The sequence below is a fragment of the Erythrobacter sp. JB1-7 genome (assembly GCF_057365015.1).
Genome location: NZ_CP200291.1, coordinates 2,327,235 through 2,348,683, shown reverse-complemented (window position 1 = coordinate 2,348,683; position 21,449 = coordinate 2,327,235). Strand labels below are relative to the sequence as shown.

Genomic DNA, 21,449 nt, shown 5'->3' with positions numbered 1-21,449 from the left:
TATGGCCCCGTTATACGCCGCCCGATGGATCGCTGAACGATGCTGGCAAAGCCGCGTTTACGATGCCGCCATCCACTGTCACCGTATCGCCGACGACGTAATCGCCTGCCCGGCTGCACAGGTATATCGCCGCCGCTGCCATATCTTCCTTGGTGCCGATGCGCTTGGCCGGGATAACCGCCGCGCTGGTGGCAGGATCGTTCTTGGCCGCCTGGTTCATTTCGCTGACGAAAGCGCCCGGCGCGATGGAAGTGACGATGATATTGTCCTGTATCAACCGAGCTGCCATGCGCCGGGTGAGTTGGATCACCGCAGCCTTTGATGCCTGATAGGGATAGGTTTCCCAGGGATTGATCCGCTGGCCATCAATGCTGGACACATGGATAACCTTGGCCGGATGATCGCCTTTGCCCGCTGCCACCAGCAGATCGTGCAGTTTTTGGGTCAGGAAAAACGGCGTTTTGACATTCAGGTCCATCGTGCGGTGCCAGCCCGCTTCGGAAAATTCCAGATAATCCTGACCCCAAGCAGCGCCCGCATTGTTGATGAGGATATCAAGCTTGTCCTCGCGGCTAGCCATTTCATCGGCAACATGCTGCATGCCGTCCATCTGGGACAGATCAGCGGGAATGCCGATCACTTTATCAGCCCCAAATTCGGCAATGGTGGCTTCCATCTGCTCAACTTTGCGCGCCGAGATGTAAACCCGGACGCAGCCGGCGGCCAGCAGACCTTCGACAAACATCTTGCCAATGCCGCGGCTGCCGCCCGTGACCAATGCGATACGGCCATCAAGGCCGAACAGGGATTGGATATCCATGCAATTGCTTCCTCAATATCCGCTAAGTTCAGCGACGCGGTTCGCGTGGAAATAGGCATCGCCCAAAAATTCCTGCAAAGCCCGGTCGCGCTTCATGTAAAGGCCGATGTCATATTCATCAGTCATCCCGATGCCGCCGTGCATCTGCACGCCTTCTTTCACCGAAAGCCCTGCGGTCTTGGCGACTTTCGCTTTGGCAACAGAGCTCATCAGATCAGCGCTTTCAGCGCCTGCATCCAGCAATTGCTGCGCTTTGATGACGCTAGCGCGCGCAATTTCAACTTCGGAATAAAGGTGGCTGGCGCGGTGCTGCAATGCCTGGAATTCACCGATCAGGGTGCCGAATTGCTTGCGCTGTTTGAGGTAATCGATGGTCATATCCATCGCGCCGCTGGCGACGCCCACACCTTCGGCGGCTGCACCCACACGGCCGGCAGTGAGCATAGCGTTGAGAATATCGCGGCCGCCATCAACGTCGCCGATCACGGCATCGCCGTCCAATTCAACACCGTCAAATTTGATGTGACTTGCAACCGAGCTGTCAACCAGCCGCACAGGATCCTGCGTCATGTTCGCGGCATCTTTGGGCACGGCAAACAAGGTGATGCCATCATTGTCATCGTCCGATCCGCTGGTACGCGCAGCAACCACGAGCATGTCGGCGGCAACCGCCTGGATCACGAAGGTTTTTGCGCCCGACAATTTGAACCCATTGCCCGATTTCTCAGCGCGCGTAGCGATCCGGCTGGGCCGGTGTTTTGCGGTTTCATCAATCGCCACGGCAAAGACGCTGTCGCCTTCGATCAGGCCGGGCAGATAGCGGCCTTTCATATCGGACGAGCCATGTTTGAGCGCGGTCGCAGCCAGAACGGAGCTGGTCAGAAACGGCGAAGGCGTAAGATTGCGGCCAATCTCCTCCAGCACAATGCCCGCTTCGACATGGCCCATGCCAAGCCCGCCATCCTCTTCGCCCACAAGCATGCCTGTAAAGCCCATCTCGGCCATTTGCTTCCACAGCTTGTGGCCAAATCCATCGGGGCAATTGCCATCGCGGTAATGGCGCAGCTGTTTCGCGATATTGCCTTCTTCGGCCATAAAGCCGCTTGCGCTGTCGGCCAGCATGGCCTGATCTTCGTCGTGATATAGGGGCATTTGTGTTTCGTCCTCTCAAGAAACGTCATCCCAGCGAAAGCTGGGATCGTCTGCCGCCGGGTGTTCCTCTAGCGGCACGAGACCCCAGCTTTCGCTGGGGTGACGCCAATAGTGTTTACGAACCAGGCAGTTCGAGAATGCGTTTGGAAATCACATTGAGCATGACTTCTGACGTGCCGCCTTCGATCGAATTGGCCTTGGTGCGAAGCCAGTTGCGCGATGGCTTGCCGCCTTCGGTCTCGTCGCTTTCCCATTCCAAGCTGCGCGAACCGCCTGCTGTCATCATCAATTCATGCCGGCGCTTATTCAGCTCGGTGCCCGCATATTTCATCATATTTGGCTGCGCCGGGTGCGCTTTGCCCACCTTGATCTCGTCGAGGAATTTTTCCCCCATCGCGCCATAGGCAAGCGCATCGACATCAAACATCGCCAGTTCTGCGCGCAAAACGGGATCAATCTCATCGCCGGTCTTGGCCGCATGGCGTTTCATCGCGGCACCAATGGCAGAGGTGCGATCACCGCCGCCCGCGCCCGAAATCATCTCGCGCTCGTGACCCAGCAGATATTTCGCCACGTCCCAGCCGCGATTGATCTCGCCGACTTGTGCAGGAATACCTTCGCCGTAACTTTTGGGCACCTTTACGTTGTCAAAGAAGGTTTCGCAGAAAGGCGAATTGCCGCTGATCAATTTGATCGGCTTGGTTGATGCGCCTTCACTTTCCATATCGAAGAGCATGAATGTGATGCCGCGATATTTGTCGTTCTTGTCAGTGCGGACAAGGCAGAAAATCCAGTCGCAATGATCGGCATAGCTGGTCCAGACCTTTTGCCCATTGACGACCCAGTGATCGCCTTTGTCTTCGCCAAAGGTTTGCAAGGATACGAGGTCCGAGCCGCTGCCGGGCTCTGAATATCCTTGGCACCAACGAATTTCTCCGCGGGCGATCTGGCCGAGGAAATGTTTTTTCTGCTCTTCAGTGCCGAATTTCAGCAGAGCGGGTCCAAGCATCCAGATACCGAATGAGCTGAGCGGCGGGCGCGCACCAATGCGGCCCATTTCCTCGCGCAGCACTTTCGCCTCAGCCGGTTCCAGTCCGGCCCCGCCATATGCCTTTGGCCATGCTGGCACGGTGTAGCCCTTTGCTACACACGCTTCGAACCAAGCCTTTTGCGCGTCGTTTTTGAACACCGCATTGCGGCCGCCCCAATAGACGTCTTCTTCATCGCGTACAGGCTCGCGCATTTCAGCCGGGCAGTTTGCCTCAAGCCATTGCCGCGTCTCGGTGCGGAATGTTTCCAGATCAGCCATAACAGGCGTAACTCCTCTCAAATAAGCTCCCACTTGACGCTTACGTTATCGTTATTTCGCGCCTTCCTGCAAGCTTTCAAACCGCAATTCGGCCGCTTTGCGCAAACGCCCTCGCTTGCCGTAGCGTCACCGGTCTTTGGCCACACACATCATTGACGAAAAACATCGCAAGCCTAGGCTTAGGGTCAAGGTTTGGGAGAACCACAATGACGGGATTCGCAGAGCATTGTCACCCAGGTGAGGGGGCGCAATGAGTTTTGTACAAGGCAAATTGCCGATGCGGCTAAAGCTCATTCATGGCTTTGGCGCGGTGGCATTTGGGGTCAAGGATGGGGGGTTCTTGTTCTTCCTGCTGTTCTACTACAGTCAGGTTCTGGGAATGGATGCGGGCCTCGTCGGGCTGATCCTGCTCGCAGCCTTGTTAATCGATGCCTTTGTCGATCCGATCATCGGATATCTTTCTGATCGCACTTACACCCGTTGGGGCAGGCGATTGCCTTGGCTTTATGCCGCGCCGATCCCGCTGGCGTTTGTCTGGGTGATGCTGTGGTCCCCTCCCGGTGGTGAGGCGCCATCGGCGCTCGGCCTGTTGGGATTGATGGTGACAATCCGGGTGCTGCTGTCGGCCTGCGAAGTGCCTTCCATCAGCCTCGTGCCTGAACTTACGTCCGATTACGATGAGCGCACCACCTTGTTCCGGTTTCGCTTTCTGTCAGGATGGCTTGGCGGCATTCTCATGATGGTGCTGGCCTATACCGTGTTCATGCCGGGCGAGAACGGCTTGCTCAATCAGGCAGGCTATCCGGTATGGGGAACGGTGGGCGCGGTCCTGATGGCAGTGGCTGTGCTCGGGTCCGCCATTGGCCAGCACAAGCTGGTTGCGCATTTGCCCGAACAAAAGCCGCCACCTTTCAGCGTCAAGGATGCCTTTGGCGAAATCGTTGAGGCCTTCAGCGAAAAGGCGTTTCTGATTTTCGCCGCCGGAGCGCTGGCCGCTTATATCAGCCAGGGGATGAATTTCTCCATCTCCAATTTTCTCAATGTCTATGTCTGGCAGCTTGACCGGGTGACGTTCGATTGGGCTCCTGTCTGGCTCAATGGCTTGACCGCTTATCCGTTTGTGCTGGTGGTGTCGGTGATCGGCATGTTCATGATTGTGGCGCCCATGCACCAACGTTTCGGCAAGCCTGCAAGCGCTGCCTGGTCTGCGATCCTCGCGCTTGTGATCGGCATTGCGCCTTATGGGCTGTTTCTTGCAGGTTTGTGGCCGCCAATCGCCTCTTTCTCATCGACCGTGCTGTATTATCTGTTCGTCATTTTCGCCAATATGTTCGGCGTGGTGGTAATGATTTCGTCCACTTCCATGCTGGCAGAAATAGTCGAGGCATTTGAAGAACGCACCGGACGCCGCGCAGAGGGATCGTTTTATTCGGGCAACTGGCTGGTGCAGAAATGCGCCACCGGTTTTGGTGCGGCATTGACCGGGCAGATCATCGGATTTTCGCAGCTTGAACAGGGCGCTGATCCGACCAAAGTGCCGTTTGATGTCATTGCAACCATCATCACTGCCTTTGCCGGCCTAACCATCATTCTGGCGCTTGTCGCGGCCTATTGGCTCGCCCGGTTCCCGATCAGCCGCGAAGAACACGAAGCGCGCATTGAACGGTTGTCGCTACGGCCTCAGCCAGATGCCATGTAGCAAAGCCCAATGCCACAAATGAGAGCTTGGCGCAGGCAATCCGCTCTGCCACGGTCGCCCGCAACAGATTCGATTGCAATTCAGGACTAGAGAGGATCACCCTATGGATTTCCAACCGACAGAACGACAGGTCTATTGGCGCGACCGCGTGCGCGATTTCATCGAAACGCATGTTCGCCCCAATATGGACACCTATCACGAACAGGATGCGGCGGGGGATCGCTGGAAAGTCATTCAGATCATCGAAGACAAAAAGAAGCTCGCCAAAGAAGCGGGCATCTGGAACCTGTTCATGCCGCCGCGCAATGACAGCCACCACCATGTCGATGACACATTCGAATTTGACGGCCCTGGTCTGACCAATCTCGAATACGCTTTGTGCGCCGAAGAAATGGGCCGCATTGGCTGGGCATCAGAAGTGTTCAACTGTTCCGCGCCTGACACCGGCAATATGGAAGTGTTCCACCGCTACGGCACGCTTGAACAGAAAGAACAATGGCTGGGTCCGATCATGAACGGCGAAATCCGTTCTGCCTTTCTTATGACAGAGCCGTTCACCGCTTCATCCGATGCGACCAATATCGAAACCCGGATTGAACGCGATGGCGATGAATATGTCATCAATGGCCGCAAATGGTGGTCTTCTGGCCTGGGCGATCCGCGCTGCAAAATCGCAATCCTGATGGGCAAAACCGATTTTGAAGCGAAACGCCATGCGCAGCAAAGCATGGTGCTGATGCCGATTGACAGCCCCGGCGTGAACATTCTGCGCCACTTGCCCGTCTTTGGCTATGACGACGCACCTCACGGCCATATGGAAGTGGAAATGAAAGACGTGCGCGTACCTGTCAGCAATATGCTGCTGGGCGAAGGACGCGGGTTTGAGATCGCGCAGGGGCGCCTTGGCCCGGGCCGCATCCACCATTGCATGCGCACCATTGGCTGCGCCGAAGAAGCGCTCGAAAAAATGTGCAAGCGCCTGCAGGAACGCGAAGCTTTCGGCAAACCGATTTACAAGCATTCGGTTTGGGAAGAACGCGTGGCCCGCGCCCGGATCGATATCGATATGACGCGCCTATTGTGTCTGAAAGCGGCCGATATGATGGACAAAGTCGGCAACAAATCGGCCAAGCAGGAAATCGCCATGATCAAGGTTCAGGCTCCCAATATGGCGCTCAAGATCATTGATGATGCCATTCAGGCCCATGGCGGCGGCGGCGTATCGAACGATTACGGCCTTGCCTCTGCCTATGCCCATCAGCGCACTTTGCGGCTGGCCGATGGCCCGGACGAAGTGCACGCCCGCTCCATTGCACGCATGGAATTTGGCAAGCATGTGCCCGAAGCAGGCCCCAGCGCAAACGCGCTGCGCGGTGGCGGCGTGGGTGATGCGGCCAATGATGGCGGTATGAGCGCAGGTGATATCGGCGCAGCGCGCTAACGCGCGGCGCGCTAGGGGAGAGGACAAATGGCAAAGGCAGCAATCCTGGAAGTTCCGGGCGAAGGGCTTGCGATCGGCGATATTGAGCTTGCCGATCCTGCCCCGCACGAAGTTCTGATCGACACCAAGGCCTGCGGGCTTTGCCATTCCGATCTGCACTTTATCGATGGTGCCTATCCGCATCCTCTCCCCGCGATACCGGGGCATGAAGCAGCGGGCGTGGTGCGCGCTGTGGGCAGTGAAGTGCGCACGGTGAAACCGGGCGATCACGTCGTATCCTGCCTCAGCGCCTTTTGCGGCACTTGCGAATTTTGCGTGACGGGCCGCATGGCCTTGTGCCTGGGCGCAGCCACCCGGCGCGGCAAAGGCGATGCGCCGCGCATGTCCCGCAGCAATGGCGAACCGGTCAATCAGATGCTCAATCTGTCGGCCTTCAGCGAACAGATGCTGATCCACGAAAACGCCTGTGTGGCGATTGATAAGGACATGCCGATGGACCGCGCCGCCGTAATCGGCTGCGCTGTGACAACCGGGGCTGGCACGATCTTCAATGCGTGCAAAGTCACACCGGGGGAAAGCGTGCTGGTGGTTGGCTGCGGCGGCGTGGGCCTTGCCGCGATCAACGCTGCCAAAATTGCAGGCGCAGGTCAGATCATCGCAGCAGATCCGCTGCCGGAAAAGCGTGAGCTCGCTCAAACCCTTGGCGCGACGCATGTGATTGATGCTCTTGCCGATGATGCCGCAAAACAAGTCCTGGAGATTTCGAGTGGCGGCGTTCATTGGGGGATCGAGGCGGTGGGCCGTCAGGCGGCCGCTGATCTTGCGGTCGCATCTTTGCGGCGCGGCGGCAGCGCAGTCATCCTGGGCATGATGCCGCTCGATTGCAAAGTCGGGCTTTCGGCGATGGATTTGCTGTCTGGCAAAAAGCTAATGGGCGCAATTATGGGGGGCAACCATTTCCCTGTTGATCTGCCACGTCTGGTGGACTTCTACATGCGCGGCCTGCTCGATCTCGAGACGATCATTGCCGAGCGCATCGGGCTTGACGATATAAATGCAGGCTTTGACAAAATGCGCGAAGGGCATTCCGCGCGCAGTGTGGTGGTGTTTGACTAATGGATATTGATTTCGACACAGAAATGGTCGGCACCGTCGAAGTGCCAGAAGCGGACAAGCTTGATCTTGAGGCACTGACCGCGTGGTTTGAAGCCAATGTCGAGGGGTTTGCAGGCCCGATCAGCTACTCCAAGTTCAAAGGCGGGCAATCCAACCCGACCTACAAGATCGAAACGCCTGCGCAAAATTACGTCCTGCGCCGCCAGCCCTTTGGCAAATTGCTGCCATCTGCCCATGCGGTCGACCGTGAATACACCGCGATGACGGGGCTGTATCCGACCGGATTTCCCGTGCCGCGCACATATGGCCTGTGCGAAGAGGCGAGCGTGCTCGGCTCCAAGTTCTTCGTAATGGGCATGGCCGATGGCCGCTCTTTATGGAATGGCGCTTTGCCCGGTCTTGAGCCAAGCGAGCGGCGCGATATCTATTACGCGCTGATCGATACGATGGCCGATCTGCATCTTAATACGCCCGGCGATATTGGGCTTGGCGATTATGGCAAACCCACCGATTACTGCGCGCGCCAGATCTCGCGCTGGTCAAAGCAATACAAGCTGTCCGAAACCGAGCATCAGCCAATGATGGAGCGCTTGATCGAATGGCTGCCGCAAACAATCCCGCCGCAGCACGGATCAAGCGTGGTGCATGGCGATTACCGCTTGGACAATGTGATTTTTGCAAGCGATGAACCGCGCATAATCGCGGTGCTGGATTGGGAATTGTCGACATTGGGCGATCCGATTGCGGATTTCAGCTATCTGATGCTCAACTGGTTCAACCCGGCCGATGGACGCGCGGGATTGATGGGGCTTGACCTCGAAGAATTGGGCATCCCATCCAAGGACGAAGCGGTGGAACGCTATGTCGCGCGCACCGGATATCCTGTACCCCCGATGGATTGGTACTTTGCATACAATTTGTTCCGGCTGGCCGGCATTATGCAGGGCATCAAAAAGCGTGTGATCGATGGCACCGCCTCGTCCGCTCATGCCAAAAAGATGAGCGAGCGTGTGCAGCCTTTGATGGCGAGCGCTTACAGCTTTGCCAAAGCGGCGGGAATGCCCGAATAGACCTGCGCTGGAGCTTTGATTTTGGTTGAAGCTCCAGCCAGCAATCTAAAACCTGGCATCAAACCGGATCACGGCGCCCATATCATCGGGCGCAGCGGAAAAGTGGCCCGGCTCTCGGCGATAGAACACGCTGGCTCTCGCATAGCCAAAGAACATCGGCGTGCCCCACGCAAATTCGCCCATAACCTCGCGCCCGCTGGGTGTCAGCGTCAGGCGCTGCGTGCCGATCACCGATGTTTCGGTGGCGTAATCATAAGCGACCGGCAGCTCAAAATTGAGCGCCCCGCCGCTTACCCGCAAGGGTTGGCTGAGGCGGAAACCGATGCTGTCACCGGATGCAAAAGTGCTGCGTTTGGCAAGGTCAAGCGACCACCCTTGCGTCAGCAATTGCGAGCCAGAGCCCAATAGCGATCCTGCGCGCGGACGCGTTACGCCGGCGCGCAGCGATCCGCCAAGCCGCCAATTGGGAGCAAAATTGTACCCCGCCTCCCCATCAAGGAACAGCGTATCCGCCCCGGTGATCCCGAAACCGGAATTGAAATGCGATCCCAGAACGGTCTCTTCCTCGGCGAGCCAAGTCAGTGCAAAATTGGTATCCAAATCGCCAAACGATCGATCAGCCGCGAGGCCAAAGGTGGTCGTTGGGCGGCGTTCGCGAACGCCAATTGCCGCCCCGCCTACAAGGCGATTATTGCCAAGCCAGGCGCGCCCGGCTTCAGCCGACAGCGTGACGCCCCACGGGCCGATAGTGTGGCGCGCGGCAATCGCGACATCGCTGCTTTCCAGAAAGCCTGCATCATTGCTGGCATCAGGCGCGATGGCGAAAGCGGGGCGCTCACTCCCCTGCATTTGCGCAACCAGCCCATGCGCACTTTGCGAAATGGCAAAGCCAAGCTGCATGTCAGGCGCAATGCGCGCGGCCACCCGCGCTGCCAGAACGCGCGCACCTTGGGCATCGCGGGAAGACAATTGCAGATCGCGCGCCCAGTTGAGGCCGCCTGCCAGCGGGCCATCACCCACCGTAACGGCCAGAGACAGCGCGTCACTGCCCGCCGAATGCGTTGTGCCGCCGCGTTCCACCGCGCCGCGCAAACGCTGCACTTGCGCAGCCGAGCGCGACTGGCTGCCAAGCTGAACATTATAGGCCCGGTCATACCTGTCGAGCACCACGGTGCGCAGGCTTGACCCTGTCAGCGCATCGCCCATCGCGGCTGAACCCACCGCAAAATCATCCGCCAATGCCAAAGCCGTGCCAGTGTTCGCCAGCCGCGTTGTGCCTTGCGGCGCAACCGCTGCGGCGAGATCCAGAATGCCGGTGCCAAACACATCATCCGTCCCCGCAGCGCCCGCATCACGCGCGGTATCGAGCAGGATTTCGACGATGTCATTGGCTGAAAGATTGGGGAATGCCTGAGCCAGCAAAGCAACCGCCCCTGCCACTTGCGGTGCAGCAAAGCTGGTGCCCGAAAACAGAGTTACGAATTGCGAGCCATCAACCGTTTCGACGAACAATTCGCCGTTATCGTAAACGCAGCACACCCGTTCGCCGAGTGCCGTCAGATAAGACGCGGAGAAGTTGCCTGCGCGGTTGCTGAAATCGGAAATATTACCCGAGGCATCGACCGACCCGACAATAATGACATTGCCATTGCCCGCTTCCTGCAGGCTGGATGCGAAGGGGTCGGGCTGATCCGGATCAATCCCTGCTTCGGAACCGTCACCGCCATTGCCAGCCGCCACAACAACCACGATGCCTGCATCAGCCGCACGGCCAATCGCATTGAGCAGAGGCTGCGATGCGGCTCCGCCTCCAAGGCTGAGATTAATGACAGTCGCTCCGGTATTGATCGCCAGATCGACGCCGCGCGCAATGTCTCTATCGGTGAAACTGCAATCCAGCCCCGCATCTTGCGGTGTATCATCGCCGCAGCTGCCGATGCTGTCAGCGCGAATGGCGAGCACTTGGGAATCGAAAGCAATCCCCAAAACGCCGGTATCATCGCGCCCGCCAGCGGCCACCAGGGATACATTGGTGCCATGGTCATCTTCGGGTGTGATGCCGCGATTGCCGACAATATCGGTTGAATTGGGATGCACGCGGCCTGCAAATTCGGGGCTGTCTTCATCCAGCCCTGTATCGATCACCGCAATGATTTCCCCGTTTCCGGTAAAATTGCGCCGCCATGCTTCGTCCGCTGCGTGGAATGATGGACCGTCAGAACGCCGAAATTCCTGCGTGTCGAAATTTGTGGGCGGTGGTGGCGGCGGAGGTGGGGGCGGCGGAGGTGGAGGCGGCGGAGGTGGAGGTGGCGGCGGTGGCGGCGGCGGAACTGAAGAAACGCCGTTTCCGCCCGACGTACCGCCGCCGCCGCAAGCCGTGAGTGCAGCGCAAGCCACCGCAGCAACCACGATTTTCCAGCGGATCGGTGCCCTATCATCGGGCTGTATCACATCGCGCTGGATCGTAGCGCGCGATGCGGCCGGATTGGGCGATGGGTTCGCTTGAGGAATCGATGTTTTTGAAATCGAAAGCGGGGCGGATTTGCGCGAGCCGCGCGGAGACGGTTGAATCATATTTTTATGTCCTGTTCGACAGCCTCCTAAGAAACCTGTTTAAGTGTAAGCTTAACAGGCTGACAAGAGGCAACCCATAGCAGCGCCATTTTGGTTCAAGATCTGCGGCTTTTTTGGAACGCAGCGCATTCTTCGCCATTCTTTTAAGGTCGCAGCCGGGATCGCTCTATAAGGCTTGCTGCACCGGGATTGCGCGGCTAGCAGCCTCGCAAGCGACAACGCCAAACTGCAACCCAGCGAGATACCTCCATGACCGAGACACTTATTGCCCAAATCGAACAGGCCTGGGAAAACCGTCAGGACATAACGCCGGGCAGCGAGGTGCGTCATGCCGTTTCCGATGCGCTCGCAATGCTCGACAGCGGCGAAGCGCGCGTTGCTGAGCCTGTCTCTGATGGCAGCTGGCAAGTGAACCAGTGGTTAAAGAAAGCCGTGCTGCTATCCTTCCGGCTCAACGACAACCGCGTCATGCCCGATGCCGCCGCGGGCGAGGCGGCGTTTGACAAGGTGCCGATCAAATTTGCCGGATGGGGCGAAAACCGTTTTCGCGATGCAGGCTTTCGCGTGGTGCCCGGCGCAGTCGTTAGGCGCGGCAGCCATATCGGCAAAGGCGCAGTGGTGATGCCGAGCTTCGTCAATATCGGCGCTTATGTCGATGAAGGCACCATGGTCGATACCTGGGCGACGGTTGGATCGTGCGCGCAGATTGGCAAAAATGTGCACATTTCGGGCGGGGCCGGCATTGGCGGCGTGCTCGAACCGCTTCAGGCGGAACCTGTCATTATCGGCGATGGCGCCTTTATCGGCGCGCGCAGCGAAGTGGCCGAAGGTGTGCGGGTTGGCGAAGGCGCGGTGCTGTCGATGGGCGTCTACCTCGGCGCTTCGACCAAGATCGTCGACCGGGCCACGGGCGAAGTGCATATGGGCGAAGTGCCCCCTTATGCTGTGGTTGTTCCCGGCGCTTTGCCTGGCAAGCCCTTGCCCGATGGAACACCTGGGCCATCGCTTTATTGCGCTGTCATTGTGAAAACCGTGGACGCGCAAACCCGGTCCAAAACCGGGATCAATGATCTGCTGCGCGACTGAAACAGGCCCGCCGCTTAAAGACAATCCGCTGGCGCGCCGACCTTTGGCGTGGCAAGAGACAATAAACAGCAAGAGATTACGAGAGATAATCATGGAAGAAAAAGACGACGCCATCCATATCGAAGATGATGATGCCCGCGCGGCGCAAACCACGGGCCATATGCGTTATGTGCTCGGCATTGGACTTGTCGTAGCAATTATCGCGATGAGCGCGGTTTGGATCGTGCCGGCCTTGTGGGGCTGACACTGCGTTAAGGCTGCTTGAGAAGGTTTAATGCGTCTCGGGTTTAATCAGTCCCAGGCTCAATCAGTCTCGGGTTGGGGCATTATCGTTTCAATCACCGGCTGGCTGCGCGCATTGGCAGCGGCGCGTTCTGCCATACGCATCACGCGTAGCGCGTTGCGGCTGGCGATCAGCTCCATTTCCACCTGCGAATAGCCGCGCCGGGAAAGCTCTGCGAACAAAGCGGGATAGCCCGCCACATCCTCAAGTCCCACAGGCCCTGTTGGCATTCCGTCAAAATCAGCGCCAATGCCGATGGCTTCGACCCCGGCGACCGATTTGATGTGGTCGATGTGATCGGCCATGTGGCTGATCATGGTTTCAGGCGTTGGATTGGCTTCGTCCCACTGCTCCATCGCAGCGCTCACAATATCAGGCTGACCGGCGAACAGAGCTTTCTGCCGCGCTTCCTCAGCGGAGCGGGCAGCGTACCATTCGCGCTCTGCCTCGTTCAGATAGCCGGGCAGCGCCACCACCATCACGATCCCGCCATTGTCGCGCAATCGGGCAAGGACGCTGTCGGGCACATTGCGCGCGTGGCCATTGACCCCGCGCGCGCCTGAATGGCTGAAAATGACCGGCGCAGTGGCAATATCGAGCGCATCGTTCATCGTCTCTTCGCTCACATGGCTAAGATCAACCAGCATGCCGATGCGGTTCATTTCGCGAATGACATCGCGGCCAAATCCGGTCAGCCCGCCATGTTCAGGATCATCGGTTGCGCTGTCGGCCCACGGCGTGTTCGCATTGTGCGTGATCGTCATATAACGCGCGCCCAGCGCATACATCTGGCGCAGCACGGCAAGGCTTGATCCGATGGAATGCCCCCCTTCCATCCCGATAAGCGAGGCAATCCGCCCCTCTGCCATTGCGGTTTCGACCTGATCAGCGGAGAGCGCCAGAGTCAGATCATCAGGGTATTTGGCAATCAGCCGCTTGGTAACGTCAATCTGTTCCAGCGTCATCTGCACCGCTTCGGGTTCGGGCAATTGCACGGGCACATAAACAGACCAGAACTGCGCGCCCACTTTGCCCGTTTTGAGCCGCGTTAAATCGGTGTGCATCACCCGGCGGCCTCTTTCGCCATCGGTGCCTATTGTGCCGGTATCTGCCGTGTCCGTGAAATCAAAACCGGCAAGCTGATTGTCAAAGCGTGCGCGCAGCTGGATCGGCACATCGTTATGACCATCAAACACCGGCGCTGCATCCAGCGCGGCATTGGCAGCCACTTGATCCGGGCTGAGCGGTTCGGGTTCGGGTTGAGGCTCTGGTTCAGGAAGCGCGCCAGTCACATCTTCGACCGGAATTTCCGCCCCGGAAGGCACGCCATCCTGCGCGGCAGCAGGTGCACACAGGGCAAGTCCAAGAGCGATGGAAAACGGGGCGCGGCGGGGCATAGCGGTCTCTCCTGAGTGGATACGGGGCTAAACTCACAGCCCGCGCTGGCAAAGCGCCTGCGCAGGCAAAACGATAGCGCCAGTCAGCCCAAACGAAAAGACGGCGCGGACCCTGATGGATCGCGCGCCGCCATTACTTCGATTGAAAAGCCGAAATCAGCTGAGATGCTTGGAGATTTTCCCGGTCATCTTCATCATGTTGATTTCATCATTACCGATCACCGCGCCAAGCTTCGCATCAGGCACAATTGTGCGCTTATCCGATTCCTTTTGCAGGTTGTTGGCCTTGATATAGACCCAGACTTTCGATGTCACTTCGGTCCGCGGCATCGGACCTTTGCCGACAACGGCTTCCAGTTCTTCTGACAATTTTACCGGCTTTTGCAGTGCATTCGCCATTGGTTTTCTCCCTTATATAATCAGGCGGTTAAAGTTCACGTGTAATTAGGTTCGTCTATTCCAAATCGTCGTCCCAGCCCTCATCGGCGGCCTCAACACCTGTGAACGGCGCATAAAGCACATCACAAGCCGTCACAAAGCCTTTGATCGATGCAATGAGATCGTCGCGCGTTGCACCGGGCATCAAAGTCAGCGGTAACTCAGTCGCGAAGATTTGGAATACGTAGTGCCGCGTTTCCCCCAGCGGAGGATCGGGCAAAAGCCATTCTGAATTGCCTTGTGCGTTCTTACCAGCGCGCGGCGGCGCTTCGCCTTCGAGCAGTTTGCCTTTCTGCCCTTTCATTCCCCACACGAGCCAATGCGTCTGAGGAATGTCACCGCTGGTTGATGCGTCTTCGGCGATAACGACGATTTCCTGCGCGCCTGCAGGCGGTGCATTCCATTCCAGCGGGGGGGCGACCGCGTCTTCTTCCTTCGCGGTAAAGCACGGGTCCATTTCCTCACCCGCTTCAAATGCCGGGCTGGATAGCGCAAAGCCGCCACGCCCGAATGTCTTTGCATCGCCCAATTCGGCAATCGCAAGGCCATTGTGCCGCGCGGATGCGGGCAACTTTTGAGAGAGCCAATCGGGAAACCCGGTCATGATTGAATCGCTTCCATTACCTAATTGCTAGTCCTTCAATGGCTCTGATACGAGCCGCCGCAAGCACATTTGCCCCGGTTTCTGCGGAAAACTTTCAAAATATCGCGGAAAATCAACGGGTCGGCCTGTTTCATATCGTCACAAATTGTGAATTACCCCGTGGGAACTTGCCCAAATGCCCCCGGCGTTGCATGGTCACAGTCATTCTTTGCCGAGCGAAACAGTCCAAAAGCTCGCCCCCCATTTTCGGAGTCGCATCCATGAAGTTTGTTCGCACCACCGCTTTGACAGCCACCCTCGCACTTGTTTTGACAGCGTGCGGGGGCGGCGGCGGATCGCCCCCTGCGCCTATTGTCGGCACGCCTGGCCCCACTCCCACGCCGACCCCGCCGCCATCCACAGGGTGTTCGGTGGCTGAACAGATCGATTTTGCCGACCGGGTGCTCGATGAATGGTATCTGTTCCCCGACCTGCTCGACAATTCGGTGAACCCTGCCAATTTTAGCGATGTGCAGTCTTTTTTAAACGCGCGCGTCGCCCCTGCCCGCGCGCAATCGCGCGATGTCGGTTTTACGTTTGCAACCTCCATTGCCGAAGAAAACGAGCTGATTGCATCAGGTTCCAGCGCAGGATTTGGCATTCGTCTGTCCTATGACACAGTGAACAACCGCGTGTTCGGTGTTGAATCGTTTGAAAACGGCAATGGCTTTCAAGCAGGCTTTGACCGCAGCAGCGAATTGCTGGCGATCGGGACAAGTTCGAGCAATCTGCAAACCGTATCCAGCCTGATGGCATCGGGGGGCCCGCAAGCGGTTGTCGATGCGCTTGGCCCGTCCACCGCGGGCACACAGCGCGTGCTGCGCTTTACCGATGTCAATGGCGCGGTGATTGAAACGACTGTGGCGAAAAGCGATTTCTCGCTCGATCCCATTTCAGACCGTTATGGCGCGCTCATCCTAAACGATGGCGGCAAGCAAGTGGGCTATCTCAATCTGCGCACATTCATCGTCTCGGATGCAGCCAATCAATTGCGCGATGCATTTCAATTGTTCGCCAGCCAGGGCGTGACCGAGTTGATTTTCGATTTCCGTTATAATGGCGGGGGATTGGTGAGCGTTGCTGAAACGCTGGGCGATTTGATGGGCGAAGGGCGTGTGGGCCAAGTCTTCAGCGAAACCGTGCTTAGGCCCTCAAAATCATCGGAAAACTCAACCGAATTGTTCCAGAACGAAACCAATGCGATCCAGCCCACCAAAATCGCCGTGATCGCAACCGGCAGCACGGCATCGGCCAGCGAACTGGTGACCAATGCGATGATCCCGTATCTTGCCAATGACAGCATCGCCCTGATCGGCAGTGACACATCGGGCAAGCCTGTGGGGCAATTTGGATTTGATCTGGATAGCTGCGATCTGCGGGTGCGCGCCGTGACGTTCCAGACGGTCAACGCAGATGGCAATGGCGATTACTTCACAGGGCTTGCAAGCGAAATCCCCAATTCGTGCCGCGCAGATGATGACATATTCACCGCGTTGGGCGATCCCAACGAGGCCTCGATTTCCACCGCGCTTGATTTTCTGGCCGGGCGCAGCTGCACTCCGATCAGCGGCGGGCAAGGCCAGGGCGTCTTGAGCGTAGGCGGGCGCGAACCTTTGCAGCCTGAACAGCCCAGCGTGGCGCAATATGAAATGCCGGGGCTGTTCTAGGATTGATCCGCCAGGCCAGCAATCAATGCTTGCCGTCTGCCAGACCAATCGCGCGGTCAATCACATTGTCTGCAGCAGCAGGCTTTGCGATCAATTCTGCATTAATGTCGCGAATGCGTTCGTTGTGCCGGTCAAGATCGCCGGAATGCAGGATGTATGGGACTTTCAGCTCGCTCAGTTTGCGCGCGACGGTGAAGCATGTCTCACCCCCGCCCAGCGACACATCGAGAACCGCCGCGCTTATGCGCGTGCCGCTGGCGATATGCGCCATGGCCGAATTGCAGTCCATCGCGCTAAGCACTTCGCAATCGCGATCCTGCGCGGCATATTCCAGATCGAGCAGAATTAGCGGCTCATCCTCAAGCAACAGCAGAGTGTGGTGGACGCTCATGGCGTGTCCCTGACGGGCACTTTCACTGTCGCGGTGAGGCCCTTTTCATCCCATTGGCGGGCAATCGATCCGCGGCCACCGGCGAGCAGACGATCAACAATCGCTGTACCAGTGCCGGCAGTGATGGTTTGCGGATCAATCTGAGGGCCGCCTTGTTCGCGCCAGGTGATCGTCAGCATCGGCTCGTCTTTGACGAACCAATCGACGCTGACTTTCCCATTATCACGCAGCCATGCGCCGTGTTTTGTCGCATTGGCAGCCAGTTCGTGCAGGATCAGGCCGACAACCGAAACAACAGTGAACGGCATGCGCACGCTGCTGCCTTTGAATGTCAGCCGGTCATCTTCGCGGCCATATGGCGACAGGACGGCCTGAATAGCCTCGCCAATGTCGATATTGCCGCTTGATGCTTCATCCAGTGTGGTTTCATACGCGCGGCCAAGCGCCTGAATGCGCGAATTGATTTCAGCCGCTTCGTCCTTCACGCCGCGCACCCGGCCCGTCACATTGACGATGCCTGAGATGACCGCGAACATGTTCTTCATCCGGTGCGACAATTCGCGCGCCATATCCTTGGCATGCTGTTCTTCGGCACGCGCCGCGCGGACATCAGAGACATCCCACTGGCTGCCGAAGAAATAGACGAGCTTGCCTTCATCATTGTAAATCGGGCCAAGATGCAGCGCGTTCCAGAACGTGGTGCCGTTCTTGCGGTAGTTGAGCATCTCAACCACAACCACATCCTCATTCGCGATAGCATCACGGATGCGGGCAATGGGTTCAGGATCGGTTTCTGGTCCTTGCAAGAAACGGCAATTTCGTCCCAGAATTTCCTCTTCGGAATATCCGGTTAACCGGCGGAATGCGCGGTTCGCAAATACGATCGGCACATCTTTGGCGTATGGATCGCACAAACATATCGCCATGCGCGTTTGCGCCATGGCCTGTTCGAACAGAACCCCGGAAGAGCCTGAAAATTTGTTGTCTGCGCCGCCAGCCTTAAAGCGATCAGGCGCATCGTCAAACCGCATCGACGCCTGACCGGTCAGGCGCCCGCGATCGCGTTCGTCATCAGTGTTCACGTTACCTGCTTTCCCGGCGATGACGCGGCGTAAATTAGGGGGCCGCACGCGCTCACCAGTTTGTATTTCGTTTCCTATGCAACGAGAAAACGAGAGGCGCGTTCCAAAATTTTTGCGCTGCGCAACGCCCAAAGCGCACGGCCTACCTGCTTTTGAGCTTCTCCGAAAATTGCTGTGAAAGGCGAATCTCGCAGCAAAAGCGGTGGCTTATTCACATCCCTGCAGGCACCGTTTCGAACGCAGGAACATCGCCAATATCCAGCCAGTTTTGTTTGCTTTTGGTGTAGCAATGGAATGCAGGATTAAGCGCTGACGTGTCATCCAAAGTGCCCGCTTTGATGAACATTAAGCCATCGCCGCGATCAAGCCGGGTGAAAACAGGCGATCCGCATTCGGGGCAAAACTGCCGGTAGACATGCGCGCCGCTGTCGCCTGTATCGTTGTAAGTCTTCAATTGGCCTTCGCACACCACCGCTGTTTCAGGCACGCCCACGATCACTGACAAAGCTGACCCAGCCTGTTTCTGGCAATTGATGCAATGGCACGCGACGCACACCACCGGATCAGCGCTGAGCGTGTAGCGCACCTGGCCGCACAGACAGCCCCCTGTTTGATCTGCCATGATATCCCTCCCCAATTATGCGCCGCGATACTGGCCGCTTTGCGCCCTCGTCCGAGTGACCATAGGCGCGCCCATCAGGCCAAGTCCCGTGGCACTTTTGTCAGGGCGCGCCCTATGCCTCCTCTGCGCCCTCTGCCCCCTGCCTGTCAGTGTAGGCGCAGCCCAGCAATGTTTCATCGCCCAGTGCGACGGTTGCGGTGAAGGGATAGGCCGCATCGCTCATCCCATCGCTGCATTCACCCGGAGTGACCGTCAGCACAAGCTTTTCGCCGCGAAATTCGCCCGAAAAGCCCAGCCCATTGTTCCCGGCAAACCGGGCCACATTGAAGACTTCTCCATCAGGGGTTTCGGGGCTGGAATAGACAGCTTCGCCGCCTGTGATTGCGATCGACCAGAACGGTTCGGTGCCAGTCGCGGTGATCTTTTCGTCCGCCGCAATTGCGCAAAAAGGCTGCGCGTCCCGCTCTATCCCATCGCTTGCGCCGCATGCGGCCAGGCCAAGGGTCATTGCTGCCAAAAACAATTCGCGCATCGTGTATCTCCTGCTGGCATCATAGCGGGCACAGATCGCCCACGCAAAAGGCGGGCCCTTTCTTCAAGAGCCCGCCCTTTTTTATGCGTCTGGTTTTTGCGCAGCAATTATTGCGGCATCAAAACCGTATCGATCACATGCACCACGCCGTTTGACGCTTCGACATCAGTCGCAGTGATTGCCGCGGTGTTGCCTGCCGCATCGGTCAGCACAACGCCGCCATCAACGACAGTTGCAGTGAAGGTGCCGCCGCCGACGGTGGTGACGGTGTAGCCTTCTTCGCCAGCCGCTGCGATTTCCGCAGTCAGCGCTTCGGATGCCACATTGCCTTCAACAACATGGTATTTCAGGATCGCGCCAAGCGTTTCCTTGTCGTCTGCAACCAGACCTTCGACCGTGCCTTCCGGCAGTTTGCCGAATGCGTCATTGGTGGGAGCGAATACGGTGAACGGACCCTCGCCGGAAAGCGTATCGACCAGATCAGCGGCCACAACGGCATCGACCAAAGTGGAGAAGCTTTCATCGCCTTGCGCAACTTCAACAATGGTGCCAGCGGCGGTCGCTTCTTCGGTCACGGCGGTTTCATCCGGCGTGGTTTCTTCGGCGGGTTCGGACGCGCAGGCCGCAATGGAAAGCGCCATGGCTGATGCGAGCGTCAGTTTGAAAATGTTCATAAAGTCTATCCTTTTAATAGGGGGATCAAACGAGGGCCGAGCTGCGAATAGGGATCGCAGTGCCCTTCACTACATACGAAGCCACATACGGCGCGGATGTTCCGAAAAAGATAGGGCTCCGTGCGCTTTGCTCTGGAACCGGCGAGGCATTCCGCGGGTTTGAGCCCCATGATCTTTACCCCAACACGCACCGCCGGGCTTGCACGCCTGTCCCAGTTCCTGCCCCATGCAGGCAAAGCCTATGAAAACACCCGCAATTACGATGACCCGGTCGCCGCCGATGGTTTGCGGGCCAATGTCTCGCAATTGTCGCCCTGGCTGCATGCAGGCCTGTTAAGCGAGACAGAAGTGATTGACGCGGTTCTGGGCCAGCACAGCCCAAAAGCGGCGGAGAAATTCATCGCAGAGGTGTTCTGGCGGGTCTATTTCAAAGGGTATCTTCAGCAGCGCCCCACCATCTGGCCAAGTTATTGCGAAGGGCGCGATGCGGCTTTCGCCCGCGTGCAAAGCAATGCGGGGGTGCAGACCGCTTACATTAAGGCGATAGAGGCACGCACCGGCATTGCCGCATTCGATCACTGGGCGCGCGAACTGGTGGAGACAGGATACCTCCACAATCATGCGCGCATGTGGTTTGCGAGCATCTGGATTTTTACCTTAAAACTGGATTGGCAATTGGGCGCGGACTTCTTCCTGCGCCATTTGATCGATGGCGATGCGGCGTCGAACACTCTGTCGTGGCGCTGGGTCGGCGGGCTGCACACCAAAGGCAAAACATACCTTGCCCGGCCCGATAATATCGCGCGTTACACGGCCAATCAGCCGGACGGTCCTCTGAACGCAGATGGACTTTCCGATGAAGCGGAGGCGCTGACCGAAGCCGAAGAACACAGCCGCCAGCCGATCACCTTTCCCGGTACGCCGCAGGTTGATGGCCCGTTCGCTCTGCTGCTGCATGATGAAGCCGCGCATCACGCGCCGCTTGACCTGCCCGGCATTCCGGCCCTTGTCATTGGGGCTGCCCGGCCAGAGGCGCGCTCTCCCGGGGGCATTGGCGATGCCGCGCGCATTTTCGCAAGCGAGGCTGTTGCAGGCGGAATTGCAGAAGCGGGCGAGGCGTTTGGGTGCAAAACCGCGATGTGGGACAGCGATACAGCGCTCGGTGATATTATGCGCGGTGCAGGCATCACCCAGATTGTCACCCCGACCCTGCCGGCGGGCTGGTTGCGCGATGCGCTGCGCGATGATCTTGCCCCGTTTGCCGAAAGCGGCGATCTGCACATTATCACCCAGCCCCTTAACCGCGCGACATGGCCTTTGGCCAAAGCTGGATTTTTCGGTGTAAAGAAGAAATCCGATAGCATTTTGGACGAGCTGGGCATCACGGGAAGCAGCGATCCGTTAACGCCCCGCTTACCGTGACGCTTTAGGATATTGGCAAAACATGCAGCTA

At 58.0% G+C, this 21,449-nt stretch carries 20 protein-coding genes; 8 read left to right on the top strand and 12 right to left on the bottom strand.

Translation table 11 applies throughout. The features are described from left to right. Positions 1–10: 10 nt before the first annotated feature. From AC0V6W_RS11460 to AC0V6W_RS11450, 3 genes are all read right to left on the bottom strand, one after another. Positions 11–820, bottom strand: a complete 810-nt coding sequence (locus AC0V6W_RS11460; protein WP_486150112.1) for an SDR family oxidoreductase — start codon at positions 818–820, stop codon at positions 11–13. A gap of 12 nt (positions 821–832) precedes the next feature. Beyond that, positions 833–1,972, bottom strand: coding sequence for an acyl-CoA dehydrogenase family protein (locus tag AC0V6W_RS11455; RefSeq protein ID WP_486150110.1), 1,140 nt, complete (start codon positions 1,970–1,972; stop codon positions 833–835). Between the two features lie 115 nt (positions 1,973–2,087). Continuing rightward, entirely contained in the window at positions 2,088–3,281 is a 1,194-nt protein-coding gene (locus AC0V6W_RS11450) for an acyl-CoA dehydrogenase family protein (protein ID WP_486150108.1), read from the bottom strand. A gap of 250 nt (positions 3,282–3,531) precedes the next feature. Between AC0V6W_RS11450 and AC0V6W_RS11445 the strand changes: the two genes are divergently transcribed. The 4 genes from AC0V6W_RS11445 to AC0V6W_RS11430 all read left to right on the top strand — a co-directional run bounded on the left by AC0V6W_RS11445 (position 3,532) and on the right by AC0V6W_RS11430 (position 8,607). Further along, positions 3,532–4,980, top strand: coding sequence for an MFS transporter (locus AC0V6W_RS11445; protein WP_486150106.1), 1,449 nt, complete (start codon positions 3,532–3,534; stop codon positions 4,978–4,980). 103 nt (positions 4,981–5,083) lie between these two features. Next, positions 5,084–6,421, top strand: coding sequence for an acyl-CoA dehydrogenase family protein (locus tag AC0V6W_RS11440; RefSeq protein ID WP_486150104.1), 1,338 nt, complete (start codon positions 5,084–5,086; stop codon positions 6,419–6,421). A 27-nt stretch (positions 6,422–6,448) separates the two neighbouring features. Beyond that, positions 6,449–7,537, top strand: coding sequence for a Zn-dependent alcohol dehydrogenase (locus AC0V6W_RS11435; protein WP_486150102.1), 1,089 nt, complete (start codon positions 6,449–6,451; stop codon positions 7,535–7,537). Continuing rightward, complete coding sequence (locus tag AC0V6W_RS11430; protein WP_486150100.1) at positions 7,537–8,607, top strand: phosphotransferase family protein; 1,071 nt, start codon at positions 7,537–7,539, stop codon at positions 8,605–8,607. Before AC0V6W_RS11435 ends, AC0V6W_RS11430 begins: the two co-directional genes overlap by 1 nt. A 45-nt stretch (positions 8,608–8,652) precedes the next feature. Here the strand turns inward: AC0V6W_RS11430 and AC0V6W_RS11425 are convergent, their stop codons facing one another. Continuing rightward, positions 8,653–11,004 carry a S8 family peptidase gene (locus tag AC0V6W_RS11425; RefSeq protein WP_486151589.1) on the bottom strand — a complete coding sequence of 784 codons (2,352 nt, stop codon included), beginning with the start codon at positions 11,002–11,004 and terminating at the stop codon, positions 8,653–8,655. A 426-nt stretch (positions 11,005–11,430) separates the two neighbouring features. Between AC0V6W_RS11425 and dapD the strand changes: the two genes are divergently transcribed. Together dapD and AC0V6W_RS11415 are read left to right on the top strand one after the other, a co-directional pair. After that, positions 11,431–12,267 carry a 2,3,4,5-tetrahydropyridine-2,6-dicarboxylate N-succinyltransferase gene (dapD, locus tag AC0V6W_RS11420; protein ID WP_486150098.1) on the top strand — a complete coding sequence of 279 codons (837 nt, stop codon included), beginning with the start codon at positions 11,431–11,433 and terminating at the stop codon, positions 12,265–12,267. Positions 12,268–12,358: 91 nt separating this feature from the next. Continuing rightward, positions 12,359–12,511 carry a hypothetical protein gene (locus tag AC0V6W_RS11415; RefSeq protein WP_486150096.1) on the top strand — a complete coding sequence of 51 codons (153 nt, stop codon included), beginning with the start codon at positions 12,359–12,361 and terminating at the stop codon, positions 12,509–12,511. A 59-nt stretch (positions 12,512–12,570) separates the two neighbouring features. On the opposite strand, the gene AC0V6W_RS11410 is transcribed toward AC0V6W_RS11415, so the two are convergent. From AC0V6W_RS11410 to AC0V6W_RS11400, 3 genes are all read right to left on the bottom strand, one after another. Next, a complete protein-coding gene (locus AC0V6W_RS11410) occupies positions 12,571–13,947 on the bottom strand; it encodes a dipeptidase (RefSeq protein ID WP_486150094.1) in 1,377 nt (458 codons plus the stop codon). 156 nt (positions 13,948–14,103) lie between these two features. Continuing rightward, the gene (locus tag AC0V6W_RS11405) at positions 14,104–14,346 is read right to left on the bottom strand and encodes an SWIB/MDM2 domain-containing protein (RefSeq protein WP_486150092.1); all 243 of its coding nucleotides are present in this window, start codon (positions 14,344–14,346) and stop codon (positions 14,104–14,106) included. 55 nt (positions 14,347–14,401) lie between these two features. Next, positions 14,402–14,989 (bottom strand): YbhB/YbcL family Raf kinase inhibitor-like protein, encoded by a 588-nt coding sequence (locus AC0V6W_RS11400; RefSeq protein WP_486150090.1) that lies wholly within the window; start codon positions 14,987–14,989, stop codon positions 14,402–14,404. Positions 14,990–15,249: 260 nt separating this feature from the next. Between AC0V6W_RS11400 and AC0V6W_RS11395 the strand changes: the two genes are divergently transcribed. After that, positions 15,250–16,695: a S41 family peptidase gene (locus AC0V6W_RS11395; RefSeq protein WP_486150088.1), complete on the top strand. Its 1,446-nt coding sequence runs from the start codon at positions 15,250–15,252 to the stop codon at positions 16,693–16,695. Between the two features lie 22 nt (positions 16,696–16,717). Here AC0V6W_RS11395 and AC0V6W_RS11390 read toward each other — a convergent pair whose 3' ends face one another. The 5 genes from AC0V6W_RS11390 to AC0V6W_RS11370 form a co-directional block, all read right to left on the bottom strand. Beyond that, positions 16,718–17,086: a response regulator gene (locus tag AC0V6W_RS11390; protein ID WP_486150086.1), complete on the bottom strand. Its 369-nt coding sequence runs from the start codon at positions 17,084–17,086 to the stop codon at positions 16,718–16,720. Then, complete coding sequence (locus tag AC0V6W_RS11385) at positions 17,083–18,168, bottom strand: PAS domain-containing protein (RefSeq protein WP_486150084.1); 1,086 nt, start codon at positions 18,166–18,168, stop codon at positions 17,083–17,085. Before AC0V6W_RS11385 ends, AC0V6W_RS11390 begins: the two co-directional genes overlap by 4 nt. A gap of 211 nt (positions 18,169–18,379) precedes the next feature. Then, positions 18,380–18,790: a GFA family protein gene (locus tag AC0V6W_RS11380; RefSeq protein WP_486150082.1), complete on the bottom strand. Its 411-nt coding sequence runs from the start codon at positions 18,788–18,790 to the stop codon at positions 18,380–18,382. A gap of 112 nt (positions 18,791–18,902) precedes the next feature. Further along, entirely contained in the window at positions 18,903–19,322 is a 420-nt protein-coding gene (locus AC0V6W_RS11375) for a COG3650 family protein (protein WP_486150080.1), read from the bottom strand. A gap of 107 nt (positions 19,323–19,429) precedes the next feature. Continuing rightward, on the bottom strand, positions 19,430–19,996 hold the full coding sequence (locus AC0V6W_RS11370) for a fasciclin domain-containing protein (protein WP_486150078.1): 567 nt from the start codon (positions 19,994–19,996) through the stop codon (positions 19,430–19,432). 168 nt (positions 19,997–20,164) lie between these two features. Here AC0V6W_RS11370 and AC0V6W_RS11365 point away from each other — a divergent pair, with 168 nt between their 5' ends. After that, positions 20,165–21,418, top strand: coding sequence for an FAD-binding domain-containing protein (locus tag AC0V6W_RS11365; protein ID WP_486150076.1), 1,254 nt, complete (start codon positions 20,165–20,167; stop codon positions 21,416–21,418). Positions 21,419–21,449: the final 31 nt, after the last annotated feature.